This is a genomic window from Geomonas propionica, assembly GCF_016458235.1.
GTDB lineage: Bacteria > Desulfobacterota > Desulfuromonadia > Geobacterales > Geobacteraceae > Geomonas > Geomonas propionica.
In genome coordinates this window covers 1-19,561 of the sequence record NZ_JAEMHK010000026.1, presented here as the reverse complement: position 1 = coordinate 19,561, position 19,561 = coordinate 1, and the positions used below count along the sequence as shown (strand labels likewise).

The window sequence follows — 19,561 nt, the reverse complement described above, 5'->3', positions numbered from 1 at the left end:
GAGTGGTTTATTACACTCATCATGAGTATGTTGCCATCACTGTAACCTTCACGTTGTACCCCATCTGCTCATCACTTATCAGACCGACAATAATATTAGCGTCTTCCGCAACGCGATCATGAACTACGCGACTAGCATCATCAAAGTCGTCAATTGTGAGCGCAGATGACCCATGAACGCTAACCAGAACACCCGAAGCATGAGCTAATGGCACTCCCTGTGCCTCCAGTCGCTCAATGGCAGCCTTTGCTGCCGTGACCGCTCTGGAGTCACTGGAGCCAACACCAACGCCAAGCCTTCCCATACTTCCTTCCCGCATTATCGCTGCCACGTCAGCGAAATCGATACAAATCCCTGTCTGATGGGTGATCAAAGTGGTTATGGCGGTGATCATGTGTCGCGTCGCATATCCTGTTAGTGCATCGCCCTCTGGAATGACAGGTTCGGGCTGGGGTGGTAGTGAGCGACCAGAGACGGTGAAGAGAGAGTGATACCATTTCCCCTCTCCTGCAAGGTGTTCTGGGAGGCACATTTCTGCACCCAGACGTGCTATTGCAATCGTGAGTACACCAGCGCCACAGGATTCCCTGCCAACCATTTGCGCCATGGCTGCGCACTCGAGATCAGCTGCATCGATCAGAATGAAGACGAGGTCGCTCTGCTGCAGGGTGTAGAGAAAGGTTGAGATCTGTTCACTTTGTTCTGTGATGAGTGATGGTGTGACTTCGTAGCAGGTGATCCCGCGCAGGCTCCTTGAGAGCAACCTTGCAACGCTTGCCCCGAACTTCCCAATCCCTATTGCACTGATCTGAGCGGCTACGTCACTTGCAGATCCAATGGCTGCGGACGGGGTGGTGGTCGGTAGTGGTGTTGCGCGGTGAGTAATGACCGACCAATTAGTCGCTACAGGAAACGGGTACGACGTCAGTGTTGCGTTTAAAGTCTGCGTCATGCTGGCGATCACCTCTGTTTGTTCAGGCTGCTCACGATGTGCTGGTAGCTCGTTGGTCTTCTAGAAGCGCGACCGTTTCCATGGTTCAGGCCAAGATTCCACATTGTTGCGGTGTTCTGCGTAGCTCAGATCGCACCATCTGCTTGTGGCGCTTCCTTGAATTGATCTGACTGACTTTTATTGGATTCTTCAATCAGGATTTTCATTTGGAGGTCGGATATATCATTTGATTTCCAGTATTCGACGGCATTGTCCTCTCCATTACGCGCTCCAAAGTCAACGTAACTGTTGAATCGATCAAACCTTTCAGTTTCCAAATAATCTTTAACCTTGTAATCCTTGTATTTAGCTTTGTAAGCATCTACCATCTTGGAGTAGTTTGCTCCAAAGTTCCCTGTGATGCGGATATGGTTAAGGTAGTAAGGCACTTGTCCACCGAACGAAGTTTTTCCAAAGTGCAGAGTGACTAAAGATGGTGTATTGAAGAGAACGATATTGCCCCTGATAGTACAACCGTCCACGCCTTCTGTGACGACTTTAGCTTCTTCATCAGTTATAGATAACAAATCGCTCTGGTTTAAAATATCTGTGACTTTCTTTGTAGGCCAATCATGTTGGCCCTGAATTTTGGCGATCACTTCAATTGAATCGGGGTCACGCCCAAACACGTCTTCATTCAGATGGCAATCAGCATTAACGTTAGAAATTCCATTGACTTTGCTTAGTTTCTTAATGCCATCAACAACTTCGTCTCCCCATGTTAGTCCTGCAAATAACGGCATGTGATACTCAAAGTTGAGCATGTTTTCTTTCACAAATGTTGCTTCATTCTCGGTTGCTTTTCGTTTTTGAGCTTCAGCCTTTTCTTCAATTTTATCATGAAATGGAAGCAGGAACATCAGTGTAGTTACCATTTCCTTGTGTTTAGAGCTGTCGTAAGAAAAGGATTCGACTCCTCGTTTTATGGACACGTTGGTCAAGACGTTGCCGGAATCAATATAAAGTTTGATGTCAGTGTCAACTGTGCCAATCTCTATAACATATGATTGAGATGATTTATAGATCCTAAGGTTGCTTTTAGCCCTAATCGCACCTTCATTTATACCATATATAAACTGTCCTAATGTATATAAGCTTGTGTAGCGAACATCGTTTCCCGCCATCACAAATATCTTCTTATTGTACATTGTTTTGGGAATAGCAGATGCATTGACATTAGTTGTGATAAGTACCATAATGACAAACAAAATGAATTTTCTCATAACATTTCCTTATAGTAAATTACTTCGGTTGATGCTAGCTAAATGGAACAGAGGATACTTCTGCTGGTGAAGGTTAAAAGTCTACGTCGCAAATCACATCTACTCACTCCCCATGCCAGCGGTGAGCTGTTCAATTCCTCTCTGTACTGTCGCCACAACGGCATGAACTGTCCATCCGCCACGTGAACCTTTCCAGTATACAATCACTCCAGCAGGTGGACGTGTTCGTGAACGATGATGTACACCAGACAGTGGACAGACTTCTTTGCCAGCTTCAAGTTCAGCCATTCTACGTTATAACTTCCTAGCGCCTTCATGGGCTTTAAGCTAATGTCCGCCCCCCTTATCAACCGATCATTGCGGTAACTGCAAAACAAATAATGAGCTTCTACCTTCCCAAATCTTTCTGAGGTCTCTCTGCCTGTCGAACAAAATGAGGCGTATCAGGAAAGAGAAAAGCTGCAATCGAAGCAACTTGCGGAGACGGCTTGTAGTCTCCGTTGTGGCCGTCTCTAACTACTTGCAACTTTTCATCGAAAGTCTTGATGGCCTGCCCTTTCTTGTTTGTCGGCCGTTTTGCTCTCGCTTCCTCATCCTGCTTCCTCAAAGACGGCAGCATTTGGTATTGTGATGCAAGGACACAGAAGTACCAAGCATACCCTTTCCAGTTTTGGAAAATGTTATTCCAAACACCTAAGATATCTCGTAGATTTGTTCCTACTGGCTTTCCGCTCATAACACTTAGCATGTGGTAAATAAAATGGGACATACTCTCGAAATTGCTACCTTTGTCACTGAAAGATGACAGGGTTACGCCTACAGTCATTAGGTTATTTCTCAACTTAATACATTCATCCTTTACAGATTCATCGTGGAATATATGATAGTGGATTGGATCATGCTTCAGCCATAGCTCACGTAGTGTATTTCGGTATGTCTCTTTCCTGAATTCTAATTCATCAACCATGACATTTGCAAGAGCTGACTCATAATCAAAGCCATATGCGCGCTGCGTGCCGACATCGAGTGTGAGTGCATCAAAAGGGACTAGCTCTCCTTCAGACCATGTTGGAGAATTTACTCCAGCTGTTACCTTAGGGATTAAGTGGTAGTTTCGTAGGTACAGTCTTCTTTCCTGCATTGAAGTAGAGACGGTCTCGTCGTCTACCACAAACAGATTTCCGTTATTATTGAAAAGAATATCGCCTTGGTATAAACGAGGATTTTCTTTTTCTACAGCCTGAAAGATCCAAATCAGGATTCCTCCCTGCCGCAGATAAAATTCACGTCTTGCAACTACCTCGTCAATTAAGGTAGAAGAGAGCTGGACCTCAAAAGCTATCCGTTGATTGTTCCTCACTGCCTGTACGTCAGGTTGTCGATATTCCCACGGGGAAGCCCCTTCCCATCTTCGTTCTTCAAGTATCGAATCCTTAGCAAACGAGGAATCAGCATACAGACTATAAAGAAGGCGCTTCTTCATTTCTTTGTGTGCGTCACTTTCCTTTGCACCGTTGTACTTGGCGGCCCTCACATCATCTGGAAGAGCATCCCTCGTCTTGTGAAGGCATCGACCGTCCTCTTTGAAGGCGTGTCGGAAGAAGAAGTTACCTCTCGTTGAGGATGAGAGCTTGACTGGCACGTCGCAAAGAGGACACGCCCAGACAGGACTATTCCTTTTAATTGCCTCAACAAGCTCCTTCCGTTTCTTGTGTCTCCAATCTTCGTCAGTGTATGCTCTAGCAGCAAGTGGATATGCATCGACAATCGCTCCAGTTGACTTCACTCGAAGCTCAGGGATTCTCGGATCAATCACCGTACCCTTCGGAGCACTCTTACGACGGGCTCTGTTATCCTTTTGAACGGCATTTTCTTCTTCCAAGTCCTTCTCCATCAGCACTTCCTTCCTCTGTCGGAGATGACACCTAAATCAACACCTGCTTCAGCGAGAATCTCCATCCGAAGAGCAGCCCACTTTCGCAGTCCCTCTTTGAGTGTCAACTCGCAAGAATCCATTGCACATTCCAACTCTTTGCGTGAAAGCGAATGATCATCGGGCCTTTGGGCAAGTAACTCGCGTCCTTTGCCGATGGTAAGCATGAGGCTATCTATCTCTTCTGCTTCACGATATGGAAGCCAATGAATAGCCTCACTGATCATGTCGCGAATGTGACCTTTAGTACCAGTAATCGTTTCAAGCTGGTCGATGTATTTGGCAAAAAAGACGATAATCTCATGATGAAGGGCGGAGATCCAGTGGGCATGCGATTGTTGGTTCAATAGATCGGTAATACGGAAGTCAGGGTAACTCTTGGGGAAATGCACAGTCGCGTTTCTGCATTTTCTCAAAAGTGATTTGAAATCGAGAGGATGGTCTAGGAGGCGGTCGACGATAGGATCTGTAAACCCCATCTCTGTCCATGCTTCTACAACAACGAAGAGACTCGCATACCAGTAGCACATAAGCCCAAACCAACGCCATTCATGTTGCCGGATTTCTGACTCATCGCTTGATGGTGAATGGTCCATCTCTGCTTCAAATTGTTTGCGCAGTAATTCCGCCCATGATAGGCATCCTGCAAAACGTAGAATTTTGTCGAGGTGAATATCGAAAGGTTCGCGGCCTCCAACTGGGCGCTCCTCTGGTGATGTCTGACTCCAAGAGGAAAGTTCTGCTACAGTTTCATCGCGGATTTGAAACCAGATATGGTGACCGCCAATATGGTCAAAATCAAACACCTCACCGTGTAACTTCGGAAGACTAAGTGCAAGCTGACAAGATCCAAAATTGACGTATAGATTAGTTTTAAACTTCCCACGGACTTCCCATCTTGGTTCTGAGATACCGTGCGCATACGCACAACGAACCATGTGAACGAGAGTTCTCAGCTTGACCAACCTATTCTCTGAGGCAGGATCTGCTTTAATTCCAGCCACCTCAAATGCTTTATCCAGAGCTAAAGCTGATGCCCCCATCGCAAGTGCAAAAGACACACTTGCTGCTCTAACAAGGTCATCTGCTTCACTGAATTGCCCTGACGGGAAGCAAAGGTTTCCGTTCTCCAGAAGAATGGTGTGGTCGGTATCGAATTCGCTTGTGTCAATCTTACCTCCCTCGCAGTAACTGAGCATCTTGATTGCATATTCCACCTGCAGAAAGGCAATTTTGACATCTTCGAGGGCATCATTGATCGTCATTTGTGCTCCGATTTTTAACCTTCACGGTCCATACTTCACTTTCTCTACTGGATTCAGGGAGCCTTATTCGTCCTATAGGCTTTGGTGGTTTTGATGGTGGCTTGGAGTTCCTTGTACCTCGGTGATTCTATCGCAACAAGAGCAAGCTTCCCATTCATATCCCGATGAATTCCCCAACCATGGACTTTCACTACAGGCGCACGTTTGATGTTGTACGATTCGAATTTGAGGTCTGGTCGATTTCGCCTCACTGCATGCAGTTCGTAGTAAAATTCACGTTCTGTGTACTTGTACGGGTGCTCCATAAGGATCTCGTACCCGAGTCGAGCAATCGTCTTGGAATTACCATCTGGAGGTGCCTCTGCACGATCCACACGGCAGTCTTCAGCGACTTCAATCAGTTCTTCTGGCCCCTCGCGACGAATCCTCTTCGGACGACCGATAACTTCATCTTGCTCAGGGGCCGCCAAAGTCAGAACAGAGACATCCTCAGCCTCGCATGAGAATGGTGCGGCGATGGTGGATGCTACAGCTATCGCAGTCTTCAAAGGAGTGGCAAAGAACTCTCGATCCTTCCTTGATCGAAATTCAGTAAGCTGCTGGTGAATAAGGCGCTCGACATAGTCACAATCGTTGACCAGTGCATCCCAAGCGACAGCATAAGGAGCTGGAACCCCTGATCCAACAGACAACTGACGTGCTCGATCCTCTGGATCATTGATGGTCTTGCCGATCTTCACGAACCCTGTGAAGGCAGGGTTTACTAAAATGTAAACGTAACCTCTTTTTGCCATGACTACCTGCCCCCTCTATGGACTCATCCCTTTCAGAAGCTTTTATCTGGAATGGGGTGTCGCCGGACTAGGTCACATCGGCAAATGCCGACATGAGTAGTTGTTCGGCGCTTCCTGCGTGACAAACGACATCGCCTGTGGCGAAATGGGAGTGTTCGTGCTCCTCTTCATACTCGTAACTGGCACGAAACTCTATGTATTCTTCATTGTTAAGGTCCAAACCAAGAAGCCGAAACTTTTCAAATACATGGACAGCAAAGTTGAATATGCAAGGGTTAATATTCACCACATTCCCATACCACTTTAAAGTTATGCGGATTATACTTGCATCTTGCTCCCGCCTCTTGCGGTTGATTTGTGCAATCGCTTTTTCCACAAGTTGGCGAGGGACGAGGCATAGATATAACAGGTCGCTTGTTACTGGAGGCATTTCTTCAACGGAGAGTATGCGGACATCATGCTTCAACTCTTCTTCATGGTGAAACAAATTCCTAAGTGCCTTTAATGCAACAAATTCATTGCATTCGAAGAAGTTGGAGCCAGTTCGCTTGTTCAACCTATCATTCAAGCTATGAGCAGCTTCCAGCAATCCGAAGAGGGTGTCTTGGTCGGGTTGCACACAGTGTTTGTGATATAGCCGGAAAAACCTTTCTCCTGCTACAAAACTCCTTGTGGAGTGCTTAGGCGCCATGGGACCCCTTTACCGTGATTCTGAGACAATTATTTTGGCGGTAGTTATCGGTGTTGTGAGGATACAGGATCACCAACTATCTAAATTCAGATTCGATTCTCATTTGCACTTCTGGACTGATTGCGCATCTGCCACTCCCTCTTGCTATCTGGTATACCGTCTGGCTGCAATCAAGGAGGAGATCCTTGGGGATGCGTGCAAGCGAATCCAGATAAAGAGGATCACGGTCGGTTTGATAGTCACCACACCAGATTTTCTTCAACCAATCATCGATATCCAGCCGACCGTAGCAAGAGGGCAGTTCGACGTGTCGGAGAATGAAATCGACAATCGGCCTTCTCTCCTTTTCCGAGAATCCTCTTTTCCGTCGCACCTGAAGGCAAAAGTATTTTAAGGCTTGAATTGCAGGGAGAAGAGGTCCAACTACAGCGATGACTCTGGGGCTGTCGTTTGGCTCTTTGTCTAAGCCGAGCGACTCCCACACGTTGGTCAAGATCTCTCCAGTACGCAAATCAACAGCCTGACGGATGTTAATGAGATTAAAGGTCCGAGCCTCATTGCGAAGATGGCAATATGCCATAACCGAGTTTGGACCGACAGGTGCGATGTCAGTTATTTTCCGAGCGGAGACAGTCCCAGAACCATCTATATACTCGATCATCAGCTCCATCGCTTCACCTTTTGCCTGTCCTTTGGCGTGCTCGAGAGGGTTATCTATATTCATCTAGGCGCTTCAGGTCGTGGCACTCCAAGGAGCCGAAAGCGGAGATTTTCGTCATCGTGACCCGAGGGCCGAAGGTTCATCCGCATTTCTCTCATCAGAGCACTAAGGAGTCCATCATGCCGATTGATGTCTTTATCAGGGTTTCGATATGAAGTGTGAGCAATGAATGCTTCGAGTGCGTGAAGAACAGAAGGGGGCGCAACCAGTTGAAGGCTGTTCACCGCATCGGAATACCGAGCTTGTCCCTCTGGAGTTACCCGCTCTTCGACATTAGCGGATAGGGCTAAGATGTACTCACGATATCGTTCTAGCTTCATCTTCCGCCAGTCCGCTTCATGTTCCCGCTTCTTGGTGAAGTAGTTGGTGAGTCCCACGGCAACAAGGGCTGTACCCGCTGAAATAACCGCAGTCATTGTTGCTGCATCCATCTCGATCACCTCTAAAAATCTCATCCAATGAAAACAAGAGTCCAACTGGAACTTATCAACCTTACAGTCGCCCCAACGACTTCTGAAAAAGACATTTGGGGGCTTTACACTCAGTCCTTCTCCCAAGCCAGCATGCTAACATGCATGTAAGAATTCTCCAATACCTTTCTCGGCTGGCTTCCCCCTCTACTGTACTATTCCCACACCACTAAGCCCCTGCAGGGTATGGAGCACGGCTACCACATGGAACTGTCTGAGGTGGAGCTTAGGATTTGTGGATACCAGATTGAGGTGTAGGTGTGAGCCACACCGCAGTTATAAATACAATAAAACCTGCATGCTGCGGACGGGAGACTTTGATGAAAACTTACGGCTACATTCACACCACCAGCGCCAAATACGACCTCGACCATCAATATTGGGGATTACGCGCCTTTGCTTCAAACAACTCACTTGGGGAGGTTACCTTCTGCCATGAACCCGATCCGGTCCAGCCCAACGGAGAGAAGCAGATATTGTCTGGCATGGTGGCAAGCCTGCAACGAGGCGATGTCGTCATTGTCACAGAGTTTTTCAGGCTAGGGGACTCTACAATGGAAATTCTGGACGTCTTGTCCAAGTTTGCAGTGCACGGGATACGTGTGTATGTCACCAACTGTGGATTCCGACTAGATGATAATTTCAACGCTCAGGCGCTGGCTGCTGCGGTCGCGCTGGTGAACCAAGTTGAGAAGGATCTACGCAGCAACAGGCAAACGACCACCGAGCAGAAGGCAGAGGAAAGTAAAACTATCGGTCGTCCTGCAGGCAGACTTGGGAAATCAAAGCTCGATGGACGAGAGAATGAGATCACGGCGCTGTTGACGGATGGCATGTCCCTGTCTGCAATTGCACTAACCTTGGACGTGAGCAGACCTGCTCTGACAAATTTCATTCGGTCGAGGCATCTGTCTGACTAAAGAAGAGTTGAGCAAACTGAGTCATCGAAGAATTCCTGTAAGCTTTCATTCTGCCACCTAGAATAGCTACTTTCAGGAGCTTCTTCTGGTATGTCTGGGACTGGACCGATCGACCTGATCATACACATCATCACCAGCCATTTCTCTTGTCCTGTTTTGCAATGCTTCAGTACTTGGTGAGTCGATGTCAATATGGCGATAGCTGTTTCCTCTCCGACTTCGTCAACAGTTTGCCTGAACCGGATAACAGATTCTTCGAATGGGGACATATTTGTAATCATTTTGTTGCTCCTTTAGAATCATTGATTGATAGCATTACTAAATGTATTTATACCTGCCTTAGACCTGCTGCTGGCAGCATCACCACACTTTTCTGTGCCGTCATAAAAACACCCACCCTCCTATGAATTGTTAATGATCTATGATATTTTGTGCTGACGAGTTTGATTGACATAATCAGGTGGTTATGAGCGCAGATGCTTTCGCGAGTATAGATAGAGGATGTATGCACGCTAGGAAAGCGGGAAGGCTATTGGCGATCAGCGACATTCATGGAGCTGCGTCAACGTTCAACTGCTTACTTCAGCAAATCGAGCTTTTCCCATCAGATACACTGATCATATGCGGAGACATGATAGACCGACTTGGTGGCAGCAATGGAGTGATCGATACCATCATCAAGCTACAGAATGATGGGTATGACATCCGCCCCATACGGGGGAACCATGAGGAACTCATGCTCACTGCTGTGCAGTCAGGTGTGTTCGAGGATTTGCTAGACTGGCTGGAAAATGGTGGTGACCAGACATTGAGAAGCTATGGCGTGTCTCACCCGCAACTCATGCCGAAGGAGCACCTCCAGTTTCTTAGTAGTCTTCCACTATATTGTGTCACCGATCATTTCGTGTTCGTTCACGCTGGCATCAACTGCACGCTCGATGATCCATTCTCACCCCGTGGTCGGCATCACATGCTCTGGGATCGCTCAGGGATAATCGACATCGGCAAACTCTGTGCGTTACGCGTGGTCTCTGGCCACTCAACAAGGAAGCTCGACGATATCCAAAAGAGTCTGAAGATGGACCACATACGAATCGACAATGGCGTCTATCTCCGTGGAGTCGAGGGAAAAGGCAACCTTGTTTGCGTCGATCTGGATGCCCAGCAGATGTGGGTCCAACCCTGCATTGATGAGATCTTAAATGACATTAGGATGCGGAGTTAAGAATTAGCAGGGGGGACGATGGCTGTGCAGCTTGAATTCATCAACCTGATTGTGCCTATCCAAAGGATCGAGGTGGTCTATCCAAATGGTTGGTCGGGATGCCTACTTGATCACGCCAAGAACCTCGGTAAGACCTTTTGGAGTGATCCGAGACTAGCTAGGGTTGGCGGCGTGATGGACTCAGACATGATAGACAACCTAATCACAAAATGGACTCGACTGGGATTCAATGCGACCGAGGTCGCCGATGGGAGGACGGTGTGGGGGGATTTCTGTGTTGTTACGTCTTATGGGATGTCACCATACGACTGTCCATGGATCGAAGTTGATGGCGCAATGCGAGTCGCATGGCTGCGAGGGACGGCACAGGGAGAGGTAATTGGGCGCGACCAGTTCAGATAAATAAAGAACCCCTCTGGCAGTGACCAGAAGGGTTCTTCAACAACTTGAGCTTACAGACACCGACTTACAGCTGATCCAGCCGCCCTTTTAGCTGGGGGGGGGCTCAGGTACAAGACGCTCCCTGAGTCATTGTCCGAATAAGTGCTTCTGTGCGTCGGCTGCTGCATTTTGAAGAGCCTTTTCCACGTTCCCCTTGAATTTGTTTAAGCCAATTATCCAGTAGGGGTCGCCATCAAGACCATCCTTCCCAAACAATTGCTTTTCTCCATAAACATTAGTGAGAACCTCATTTTGGTTCATTCCGTCGTTTACAATGGTGCCGGAAGGGACCTCGACCAGAGCAAATTGATCTACATTTATTGACCGCTCTTTCTCTTTGTTATCTTTATCATACTTAAATCTGATTTTTAAAGCATATCTGCCATTGTTGCTAATGTACTTTTTGACGTCACTCCCAACCAAATATTCTAGCTTATGCATATTTTGAGCAGCAAAAAAGGCACCACCAATGCCGAACCCTTGATATAATGCAGCCTTTTCAGCGTCACTCGCCATAGCTGTATCAACACTTGGATCTTTAGATCTTGCGTTGTTAATAGGACCATCGATGTTTTTGGAGGTCTCTGCAGTTGAGACCACACCTGTAAAATCTACAAACTCGCGGCCATTTTCTGTTTTAACAATCTCCCATTTTTTGGACTCAAAATATTTGTAACCGTCCAACGCTTTTCCTATCGTTATACTTTTATCAACAAACCAATAACTGTCTTTGATACTTTCGACTTTGCCTTTGCATCCTGCCAGAATGACAATAAGCCCAACTGCATAGAAAAACTTTAATAACCCTTGCATGATTTCCTCCAAATAAAATTGATATTAACAGGTTATGGAATTTATCCCATTACATGTTCATGCTGACCGTTCGGACTCTTTGCACATTCACCAAAATGTACAGAACCACAGTACCTGCATCTCGACCTATTCCCGTACTGATCAACAGGGGATCGTCCAGCGATCTTCCGCCCGATGTTTGAAACGCCATTAGATTTGAGAAACATTCCTACCAATATAAGAACATACCCAAAAACCTTCATACTTCCCCCCTGTTCCGAATCCGGTTGTGTTGCATACCGCCGTCAATCAGGACACAGACCAGTTCCAGTTACCCTGAGTGAATTCGACGTTGCTGCCGATTAAATAACATACCTATCCACTCAAATCAATCGTAGGTTTATAAAAAATCAATTAACGGTTTGTGTATGACCCTGTTGCCATGAGTTATCGTCGAGGCAAAAAGGGGGTGTCAATACTGTGGCTGACCATTTGACCAGCAAAGATATCGGGTTTAAATTGCGAATACTTAGGCAGGAGGCTGGATACACGCAGGAACAACTAGCTGAAAAGGTAGGCGTTTCAACACAACAGATCCAGAAATATGAGGCTGGTCGGGACAAAATCAGTATCGAGAGAATTCAGTGCCTTGCTGAAGTCTTCTCGATTCCAGTGCAGAACTTCTTCCGTGTGACTGGCGAAACCATTCCATTGAACGTTTCAGAACAGGCACTCCTTGAATCCTTCCGTGCTATTGAAAATGAGGACGTCCGTCAAAGCATCCTGAAGTTGACCATCGTTGCGGCGAATGTTAAGGAGTAAAGCATCGACCCCGATCTACCAACTGGCAGTCTTTCCCAACGCCTTATCATGACGACCATACTCCCTACGGAGTCGGTTCCAAACTCTTCATCCCTCTCACTCCTCCGAACTTTCATCAGATCTATCTGCTTCATCAATAAGAAGCATTGATAATACCCTTGCCCCTTTAATCAGTCCGATCAACAATTGATGACTATTTTATTGACAAATACTCCGGCTCTGATATTACTCATTTAAAATAAGCCTAATGGAGGATAATTAAATGGCAACTCTAGTAGAGATTGCAGCACAGCTCGTGTCCTCTCACGCTTCAAGTAACCCAATGACTACAGATGAACTCCTCGCGGAGATCAGCAAGGTCCATGCTGCTTTGAAAAGTCTCGATGCTGGTCAGACTGTAGAGGGCGTTGAAGAAGCCAAACCGACCATCTCCTTGAAAGAAGCGTTCAAGAAGAGCGAGGTTGTCTGCATGATCTGCGGTAAAGGCGGCTTCAAGACCTTGGCTCGTCACTTGAGCACTGCCCATGGTATGAAGCCCAGCGCGTACAAGAAACAATTCGGCATCCCGAGTAAACAGGCACTCTCCGCGAAGAGCTACTCTGAATCCAGACGAAAGATGGCTGTTGATCGGGGACTGGCCGATAACCTCGCAAAGGCAAGAGATGTGAGGATGGCCAATATCGAGGCGAAGAAAGCTGTAACCGCCAAGGCTGAGAAGGCAAAGGCACTGGGGGCGGTCAAGGCTCCGACCAAAGCCAAGGCACTGAAAGCTAAATCTCCTGCAAAGGCGAAAGCTACGAAGTAGGACGGGTAGATTATCTCTGGTTGACAATCGGCACCTCTCATGGGGTGCCATTTTCGTGTCAATATAATTTATACGGATATGCGGTGAGATACTATGAATTGGTTTAAGGGGTTGTTCGAGCCAAGTGCTGACGAAATAAAAATGCTTGCCGATTACAACAAGCACGCTTTTTGTCCAACAAAAAGAGATTACGCAGAAGGTTTGTGGATTTGTGATAGGTTAGCAGATGAAATACGAAGTTCAGGCGGAAAGGTAGCTGTAGCCCTATCCAGACCTAGCACTTATAGTGGCACTCCAATTCACGAAATAAATAAAAACGGCACATTCTCGTCCAAGGCCCCATACTTTGTAAGCAGGTCCACAAACAACTGGAACCAGAGCGGAAAACGTCATTTAATACAAACATTGTACTCAAAAACCAACTTGGGATTTAAAACATCCAACAAAGACAGTGGTGTGACTCCAGAGGTTGGAATAGCTATTGTAGAGTACAATACCGATAAATTCCCTCCAATAACGATGTCTGATCTCCGTCAGATGTTGAGCTACGTAAAGCGAGATGAAGAACTTAGGCGCCTTTTCACTGCCCGAATGAGTGGGCAACACTACTTATACCAAGGTTCACCTCTCAAGCCTGAATTCATGTTTGGCAAATGGTAGTATTCGTCAAGTGAGGTAATTGACTTGTCTATGACCGAAGCACGTAGTGGCAATCATGTTGTCGGATCAACCGACAGTTTCATGAAGTGTAGACCACCGGCTGTTGTATCCCACGCAAACGGATATGATCCGACCAAGGTGATGGGATCGCCATAGGGAACAGCCGTGCGATATGTGGCTGTCGTCCCAGCCGTATAGGTTAGCCCATGGCGGAAGTTCAAAGTCGGAGGTGTCTTTCGAGTATGAACTTTGACTTACGTAGTGCGGTAAAGAGATCAACATTGCCCTCTCGACATATTGGGCGGCACGATTCTCTGCTGGAGTTATCTGGACGCGGCCGAACTTCCACCGAGAGTACTAGCTGCACCGAGCAGAAATCCGAAATCGTACCATCCGCCGGTATTATTCACTGCATAAATTGCAATGTCATCACTGAATATCCTACCGATAAACGAAAACGGCAGAATAAGCCCATGCCAAAGTCCACTCCAAAAACCTGCTGACTTCCCCTGAAAGCCTGAAACATGCTGGACGTCTGCACATCCAGTTAATATGCAGATACAGCTTAGTGCAAGAATTCCCACAATCCATTTATTCATCTGAACACCTCGTAGACCATATTCAAACGTGGCGGCATGGCCGCACCTACCTATCAAACTCTTCTGGGATTATGGAGATCAAATGGTCCGTTTCGTAATGGCTGTCTTGAATATACTTCACCCGCTCTCCCCTGAGGCGAAAGTCCCTCTCGATTATCAGGCGTCTCTGCGGGTTTGAAATCGTCTCGGTAGAACCGTAGACGAGGAAAGTGCTGTCTTTTTTGGAATATATGACGCGCCCTCTGGGAACCCGATCATATTCAGTCCCTTTCAGATTTGGGATCTGCGTCTTGAGGTGTTCCCAGAATTCGTAGTGGCCAGAGGGACCATTTACGAAGTCGCCATCGTCATCTCCCTCGGTCCTCGGAACCGAATCTTGAAGGATCTCCGATGGTGTAATGAACCAATAAATGCCGACCTCACCAAGGTTTGGATAGGCAGAATCTTCAAAGTGTCCAGATTTAAAATGTTTCTGTCTCACATTAATGGTCATAGGCTCAGCAGTTTTTCCCAGCGATAGCAGGATTAATTTTGCAAAGCCGTAGCGAAGTTTCAATGTCTGTGACGATCCCGTTCGCTTCTTTAAAATACAAATGGTGCAGGTGTAACTTGTCGGATTCAATGCATATATGTTTTCCGGCGAACGTGTAATCATTTTGTGACGATGAAGGCATCACGCAAGCAACATAGAGATTGAGCGACTTCGGCAACTCTCCTTTAAACCCAAAGACCTTCCACCAGTGATTACCGGACTTACTCCTAAGCAGTTCTCTCACAAATGTTGCATACGCTACCGCTTGTTTAATTACCTTTGATGGCGGTTCTTTCGGGGTGTTCTCATCCTTAACCTCCATAACGCACAGCTTGGTTGCCTTGCCGATTCTGGTGAGTATATCTATGCCTCCTCCATTTGCTGCTGCATACTTCATTTCTTTTACGTTACTGGCACTCAATGGCGTTGGCATCTGAAACCTTGCAATACCCGCAAGCTTGACTGGCTGTATGCGCCAAAGGGCTTTATCAACTCCTGCTTTCTTCGAAAACTCCCCCAGTAGCATACTTTCGATCCGATGCTCTTCGTTCCCTTTTCCTGAAGCCTTTGAACTTATCGGATTGTTAGAAAAGTGTTTCCTGAATTTTGATGCACTTTTAGATTTCCAATCGGCCCAATCCAATTCGATATCACACAGGAAGTCCCTTTTATTGGTTTTGTGGTGTTGTATAGTAGATATATTAATAAACTCTTTGTTTACCCTAAGTTTTGCAACATCTTGCCCCAAATACCTCAAGCTGAATTGTGTGTTGCTTTTTGCGGCACCTACTGTCATGTACACATGCAGTGGCTTCCACTCTCGGAATTTTGATTTGTGAGAGATGATTTCATCACAGTTTTTCAATATAATTGGGCCATAATGAGCATATCTATCAATCCATTCTGAATCTTGAAGCAATAGTTTTCTAACATCATTTACTGTCGTTTGACATCCTCTAAGCAAAATATCATCAGTCATTAAAAAGCTCCTTTATATTGTTACCTCGATACCACAGTTGATAGGGTGAACATTGTCAAAGTAGCGTGAAAAATCTTCGTTGTATTCGGTATGGATAGGAACTAACATTTTAGGGCTCAACGCATCGGCATACCGCTGAAGGTCTTCAACGACGGCATGTCCACTGGTATGCGCGTACACAAAGTTGATCTGCGGATCACTTTGGCATGATGCCATCGCTTCGGCCCCATAGTACTCGTCGTTTGACGACTTCAGATAGCCGAGCCATTGGGAGTAGATGACGTTGACGGGCTTGTCGCCTCGGTACAAGTCTATGATCTTGGCGTGGGACATCTTGCCAAAGAACAGAAACCCAGCCGGATCGGCAGCCAGCTCTTCCTTTGTCACTCGATACCTATAGACTCGTCTACGGAAGTCACCGAAGAATTCAGGGTGCTCCTTCAGTTTCTCATCGTGGCTGTATGAGGCATATACCCGTACCTGATCCCACTCCATGTTCGGAGTGCTACCAGATACAAGTTTAAGCTGCTCAAGAACCCACGCGGTGTACATATCGATCACCAGTACCTTATGAGCACGAAGGCACGCACGATAAGCCGAAACAATCCGGTCGATGTTCTGAGACGACGAAATCAGGAAGGAGATGTTCTCCTGCCCGTAGATCGTTTCGTAGATCTTCTTTTCGACGTTGGCCTCTGTTGGGAATTCGCTGTTGTCACGCTGCATCATGGTCCCTTCCATGAACAACAGGTCAACTTCCTTGGGAGGGTTCTTGAGCATGTTCTCGAATAACTTGGATTTCCTGCCATGGGCCCTGAAATCCCCGCTGTAGAAGATTCGTTTCCCTTCTGCCTCGATCAGGAACCCATATGCATCAACAGCAGAGTGATCAACGAGGTAGGGGGTTATGGTGAAATCACCAACAGTAAACGGCTGCCAGCTCTTGAAGTGTCGGAAGCTGTTGGCTGGAAGTTCCTTACCTAGCAGTACCCGAGTGGCGTCGATAAGTTTCTTTCCCAACTCCCCGATGTAGACCGGAATGTCGTGATTAAGTTGGTCGATCAGGCCGAAATGGTCTTGATGCGGATGGCTGATCAAGACTGCATCGGGGTTTAGACTGGCGACATCGATAGTCTTGCTTTCGTTGGACAGGGGCAACCCGAGATCAAGAAGGATGGTGGTCTTCTCGGTGGAAAGTTGGATGCAGGTGCCGCCGATTTCATTCGCACCTCTGTGGATCAAGACGTTCATTGCAGCTCCTGTTCGAGAGAACCTTCGTCCAAACGTAAAGTTAATGAACGACTGAAAGTGATCCGACTTCCGAAAGTAGCATCAGGTTCTTCCCCGATACACTTGATCCTGTCCCGGAGTTTTCGTCTGGCGCAGGGACCGCCCATAGAGAAGTCTCTGGCCAATTCTCTCATGAAGCGGGGTGGCTTGGTGTTCAAAATTAGATCAATGTACGCTAATTTACCTTTTTCGGAAACATAAATCTGGCACATTGATTGGGTTGTCGAGAGTACAAAGTCATCTGGGTAGAAGACGTCCTTCTTCTTGGGAATGCTAACTTTCAAAGAAAGGCATTGGGTTGAGGCATCACAGGAGTCTATTCTGTATGCACCGACTCTCTCAAGCCAGAAGCCAACATCCACCTGTTGGTGCGTATTCGGCGCGGCGAGGATCCAAGGCTGCCCGAGCGTCAGCTTTACGGTTATCCCTTGCAAAAGCTGCCTATGTGCCTCGGCAAAGACGTTGGAAAGGTATGTATGAAGAACTGGATAATCCCTAATTGTTATCTTGTGGTATACCCCGAGTTCAAACCGTCGGTTTTGGCTTCGAATTTGTTTTTTAGTGAGGCCCGACGTTGACATCGTGCCAGTAGCGGGGAAGCTTATTATAGTGTTCAAGACGGGCACTCCTTCAGGCTAAGCACTGATCTTATTTCTAATAACAGTGATAGGACCCGATCACAATCAGTCAATTTGAAGTCGCCAGTCAAATTGTAAGTTATCCACGGACAGGGATAATCATAATGTTCCCCCTCACTCTCCCAATTGAGGCCGAAGTGGTCACAGATCTTTTTGAATCCAGCTTCCAAGTCACTAAACCATTCTGAAGAACAGAGGTCTAGCATGCTACTGACCGTTTCTACATCGTTTCCAAACTTGAGAAGGGTCTGGTGATGTTCAAAGGATAGGCTGACCTCGATGGTATCATCGTCTCTAAACGTCAGAACCACTCTAGTATGGTCAGCATGGACCCAAAACGGCTGGGTCATTGGTATCGCAAAGGCAACTGGGGTAATCTCGAAATCTGCGGCCAGAAGGGTCTTCATAAAGGTATTTGCTGATTTCATCTTGGATTCCTTTGTGGCGATTGTTTGTCGGGTCAGTTCTGATAGGTTCCTATGTATTCAAGTGAACAGTGCTGGAATTCACTTTTTTAATATTATAATCTAATAATATATAGATGGTTGCTGTCGTTTCCCTAGTATGTATGTGATACGTGGGCATAATTTAGAGCTGCGCTGTTTCTGCTCATGCTATTGCCATCTGAGTTATCACACCGCCACACCAACAAAATCACACCTCTGCGACAGAATAAGTCCTAAACCTCCAAAAACAAAAAAGGCAGCCCCATATAGAACGACCCTCTTTGAACCATGTACTGACAAAACTGTGCGTGAGGGCGGCGATCACACAAAGTGCGGCCGGAGACATATCCGTGAGGTCAGTGGAGTTTCGGAAGCGAGGGGAAGAGATAGGCTGCAGGGGGGAACTGTGAAGGTCATCGATGGTGCAGCGTATGAATCAGGAATGTCCAGCCGAGATTCGTCTGTTTGCTCTAACTCCTAAAGACTGCCGCATTTGTGTGTGTGCAATATTTCACAGGGCCATAGGTAACTTGGGCTGAGCATCGAGTGGCCGCAACAGTTAAGCACTCCCACAGATTGTCCATTTTTAAAACTGTTCTGCAGTTGGAATGATCGATGTATTCGGGAACCTCTCCGCGCCAGTGATCGATGTGCATGAACCCTCTCTAAACAGCCCTTGGCTTTATTGTGGAAATTGTGCGACAACTCTGCGTGAACTTACTATACTTGCTAACCCAAGTAAAACGTTCTAATTTGGCTTTCTGACGTCATACCTTCACGGCCACCACTCCCGACTTCCCCGCGCCGATGATCCGGTACACCGATGCGATCCCGATGCCCAGATACTTTGCCACCTCGACCTTCTTCTTCCCCTCTGCAATCATGCGCAGCACGTCGTCGGCCTTAGCCTGAGCAGTCGGCTTCCTTCCTTTGTACCGTCCCAGCTCCTTCGCTTTGGCAATCCCCTCACGTTGACGCTCAAGCATCATCTCCCGTTCGAAGGTGGCGATAGCGCCGAGCATGGTGAGCATCAACTTTCCAGTCGGGGTGGCGGTATCCAAATTGATGTTGAGTACACGGAACGCAACTCCCTTCTTCTCTAGCTGGTCCACGATCTCCAGAAGGTTGTGGGTGCTACGAGCGATCCTGTCCAACTTGCAGCAGATGACGGTATCTCCTTCACGAACATACTCCATCATCCGCTGCAGCTCCTGTCGGTTTGCATCGGCTCCTGATGCCTTCTCTTGGAAGATTTTCTCGACACCAGCTCTCTGGAGCTGGTCGAGCTGGGCATCGAGCTTCTGATCAAACGTACTGCACCGAG

20 protein-coding genes are annotated in these 19,561 nt (G+C 47.0%); 5 read left to right on the top strand and 15 right to left on the bottom strand.

What is annotated here, in order from left to right; all coding sequences use genetic code 11:
• Positions 1–19: 19 nt before the first annotated feature.
• The 8 genes from JFN90_RS21815 to JFN90_RS21775 all read right to left on the bottom strand — a co-directional run bounded on the left by JFN90_RS21815 (position 20) and on the right by JFN90_RS21775 (position 8,058).
• Entirely contained in the window at positions 20–952 is a 933-nt protein-coding gene (locus JFN90_RS21815) for an FtsZ/tubulin family protein (RefSeq protein ID WP_199397247.1), read from the bottom strand.
• Positions 953–1,077: 125 nt separating this feature from the next.
• On the bottom strand, positions 1,078–2,214 hold the full coding sequence (locus JFN90_RS21810; protein ID WP_199397246.1) for a hypothetical protein: 1,137 nt from the start codon (positions 2,212–2,214) through the stop codon (positions 1,078–1,080).
• A gap of 388 nt (positions 2,215–2,602) precedes the next feature.
• Positions 2,603–4,108, bottom strand: a complete 1,506-nt coding sequence (locus JFN90_RS21800) for a DUF6035 family protein (RefSeq protein ID WP_199397244.1) — start codon at positions 4,106–4,108, stop codon at positions 2,603–2,605.
• Complete coding sequence (locus JFN90_RS21795) at positions 4,108–5,412, bottom strand: hypothetical protein (protein ID WP_199397243.1); 1,305 nt, start codon at positions 5,410–5,412, stop codon at positions 4,108–4,110. Before JFN90_RS21795 ends, JFN90_RS21800 begins: the two co-directional genes overlap by 1 nt.
• Before the next feature lie 53 nt (positions 5,413–5,465).
• Complete coding sequence (locus tag JFN90_RS21790) at positions 5,466–6,206, bottom strand: DUF6157 family protein (RefSeq protein WP_199397242.1); 741 nt, start codon at positions 6,204–6,206, stop codon at positions 5,466–5,468.
• A gap of 67 nt (positions 6,207–6,273) precedes the next feature.
• Positions 6,274–6,897, bottom strand: a complete 624-nt coding sequence (locus tag JFN90_RS21785) for a hypothetical protein (protein ID WP_199397241.1) — start codon at positions 6,895–6,897, stop codon at positions 6,274–6,276.
• Positions 6,898–6,973: 76 nt separating this feature from the next.
• Entirely contained in the window at positions 6,974–7,621 is a 648-nt protein-coding gene (locus JFN90_RS21780; protein ID WP_199397240.1) for a hypothetical protein, read from the bottom strand.
• A complete protein-coding gene (locus JFN90_RS21775) occupies positions 7,618–8,058 on the bottom strand; it encodes a hypothetical protein (protein WP_199397239.1) in 441 nt (146 codons plus the stop codon). Before JFN90_RS21775 ends, JFN90_RS21780 begins: the two co-directional genes overlap by 4 nt.
• A 350-nt stretch (positions 8,059–8,408) precedes the next feature.
• Between JFN90_RS21775 and JFN90_RS21770 the strand changes: the two genes are divergently transcribed.
• Both JFN90_RS21770 and JFN90_RS21765 read left to right on the top strand, forming a co-directional pair.
• Entirely contained in the window at positions 8,409–9,008 is a 600-nt protein-coding gene (locus JFN90_RS21770; RefSeq protein WP_199397238.1) for a recombinase family protein, read from the top strand.
• Between the two features lie 532 nt (positions 9,009–9,540).
• A complete protein-coding gene (locus JFN90_RS21765) occupies positions 9,541–10,233 on the top strand; it encodes a metallophosphoesterase (protein ID WP_199397237.1) in 693 nt (230 codons plus the stop codon).
• Between the two features lie 528 nt (positions 10,234–10,761).
• Here JFN90_RS21765 and JFN90_RS21760 read toward each other — a convergent pair.
• Positions 10,762–11,487 carry a hypothetical protein gene (locus JFN90_RS21760; RefSeq protein ID WP_199397236.1) on the bottom strand — a complete coding sequence of 242 codons (726 nt, stop codon included), beginning with the start codon at positions 11,485–11,487 and terminating at the stop codon, positions 10,762–10,764.
• Positions 11,488–11,946: 459 nt separating this feature from the next.
• Between JFN90_RS21760 and JFN90_RS21755 the strand changes: the two genes are divergently transcribed.
• The 3 genes from JFN90_RS21755 to JFN90_RS21745 all read left to right on the top strand — a co-directional run bounded on the left by JFN90_RS21755 (position 11,947) and on the right by JFN90_RS21745 (position 13,753).
• Complete coding sequence (locus tag JFN90_RS21755; RefSeq protein ID WP_199397235.1) at positions 11,947–12,288, top strand: helix-turn-helix domain-containing protein; 342 nt, start codon at positions 11,947–11,949, stop codon at positions 12,286–12,288.
• A 262-nt stretch (positions 12,289–12,550) separates the two neighbouring features.
• Complete coding sequence (locus tag JFN90_RS21750) at positions 12,551–13,093, top strand: MucR family transcriptional regulator (protein WP_199397234.1); 543 nt, start codon at positions 12,551–12,553, stop codon at positions 13,091–13,093.
• 93 nt (positions 13,094–13,186) lie between these two features.
• The gene (locus tag JFN90_RS21745) at positions 13,187–13,753 is read left to right on the top strand and encodes a hypothetical protein (protein ID WP_199397233.1); all 567 of its coding nucleotides are present in this window, start codon (positions 13,187–13,189) and stop codon (positions 13,751–13,753) included.
• Positions 13,754–14,398: 645 nt separating this feature from the next.
• Here the strand turns inward: JFN90_RS21745 and JFN90_RS21740 are convergent.
• The 6 genes from JFN90_RS21740 to JFN90_RS21715 form a co-directional block, all read right to left on the bottom strand.
• On the bottom strand, positions 14,399–14,845 hold the full coding sequence (locus tag JFN90_RS21740; protein ID WP_199397232.1) for a hypothetical protein: 447 nt from the start codon (positions 14,843–14,845) through the stop codon (positions 14,399–14,401).
• 4 nt (positions 14,846–14,849) lie between these two features.
• The gene (locus tag JFN90_RS21735) at positions 14,850–15,863 is read right to left on the bottom strand and encodes a hypothetical protein (RefSeq protein ID WP_199397231.1); all 1,014 of its coding nucleotides are present in this window, start codon (positions 15,861–15,863) and stop codon (positions 14,850–14,852) included.
• A 12-nt stretch (positions 15,864–15,875) separates the two neighbouring features.
• On the bottom strand, positions 15,876–17,114 hold the full coding sequence (locus JFN90_RS21730) for an MBL fold metallo-hydrolase (protein WP_199397230.1): 1,239 nt from the start codon (positions 17,112–17,114) through the stop codon (positions 15,876–15,878).
• Complete coding sequence (locus JFN90_RS21725) at positions 17,111–17,770, bottom strand: hypothetical protein (protein ID WP_199397229.1); 660 nt, start codon at positions 17,768–17,770, stop codon at positions 17,111–17,113. The genes JFN90_RS21730 and JFN90_RS21725 overlap by 4 nt, the downstream gene beginning before the upstream one ends.
• Positions 17,767–18,219: a hypothetical protein gene (locus tag JFN90_RS21720; protein ID WP_199397228.1), complete on the bottom strand. Its 453-nt coding sequence runs from the start codon at positions 18,217–18,219 to the stop codon at positions 17,767–17,769. The genes JFN90_RS21725 and JFN90_RS21720 overlap by 4 nt, the downstream gene beginning before the upstream one ends.
• Positions 18,220–19,004: 785 nt before the next feature.
• Positions 19,005–19,561 (bottom strand): recombinase family protein (locus tag JFN90_RS21715; RefSeq protein ID WP_199397227.1); only part of this gene is annotated, 557 nt, incomplete at its 5' end.

Coding starts and splice junctions, on each gene's coding strand:
- JFN90_RS21815 (WP_199397247.1), bottom strand. CDS start 952: ATGACGCAGACTTTAAACGCAACACTGACGTCGTACCCGTTTCCTGTA.
- JFN90_RS21810 (WP_199397246.1), bottom strand. CDS start 2,214: ATGAGAAAATTCATTTTGTTTGTCATTATGGTACTTATCACAACTAAT.
- JFN90_RS21800 (WP_199397244.1), bottom strand. CDS start 4,108: ATGGAGAAGGACTTGGAAGAAGAAAATGCCGTTCAAAAGGATAACAGA.
- JFN90_RS21795 (WP_199397243.1), bottom strand. CDS start 5,412: ATGACGATCAATGATGCCCTCGAAGATGTCAAAATTGCCTTTCTGCAG.
- JFN90_RS21790 (WP_199397242.1), bottom strand. CDS start 6,206: ATGGCAAAAAGAGGTTACGTTTACATTTTAGTAAACCCTGCCTTCACA.
- JFN90_RS21785 (WP_199397241.1), bottom strand. CDS start 6,897: ATGGCGCCTAAGCACTCCACAAGGAGTTTTGTAGCAGGAGAAAGGTTT.
- JFN90_RS21780 (WP_199397240.1), bottom strand. CDS start 7,621: ATGAATATAGATAACCCTCTCGAGCACGCCAAAGGACAGGCAAAAGGT.
- JFN90_RS21770 (WP_199397238.1), top strand. CDS start 8,409: ATGAAAACTTACGGCTACATTCACACCACCAGCGCCAAATACGACCTC.
- JFN90_RS21760 (WP_199397236.1), bottom strand. CDS start 11,487: ATGCAAGGGTTATTAAAGTTTTTCTATGCAGTTGGGCTTATTGTCATT.
- JFN90_RS21750 (WP_199397234.1), top strand. CDS start 12,551: ATGGCAACTCTAGTAGAGATTGCAGCACAGCTCGTGTCCTCTCACGCT.
- JFN90_RS21745 (WP_199397233.1), top strand. CDS start 13,187: ATGAATTGGTTTAAGGGGTTGTTCGAGCCAAGTGCTGACGAAATAAAA.
- JFN90_RS21740 (WP_199397232.1), bottom strand. CDS start 14,845: ATGACCATTAATGTGAGACAGAAACATTTTAAATCTGGACACTTTGAA.
- JFN90_RS21735 (WP_199397231.1), bottom strand. CDS start 15,863: ATGACTGATGATATTTTGCTTAGAGGATGTCAAACGACAGTAAATGAT.
- JFN90_RS21730 (WP_199397230.1), bottom strand. CDS start 17,114: ATGAACGTCTTGATCCACAGAGGTGCGAATGAAATCGGCGGCACCTGC.
- JFN90_RS21720 (WP_199397228.1), bottom strand. CDS start 18,219: ATGAAATCAGCAAATACCTTTATGAAGACCCTTCTGGCCGCAGATTTC.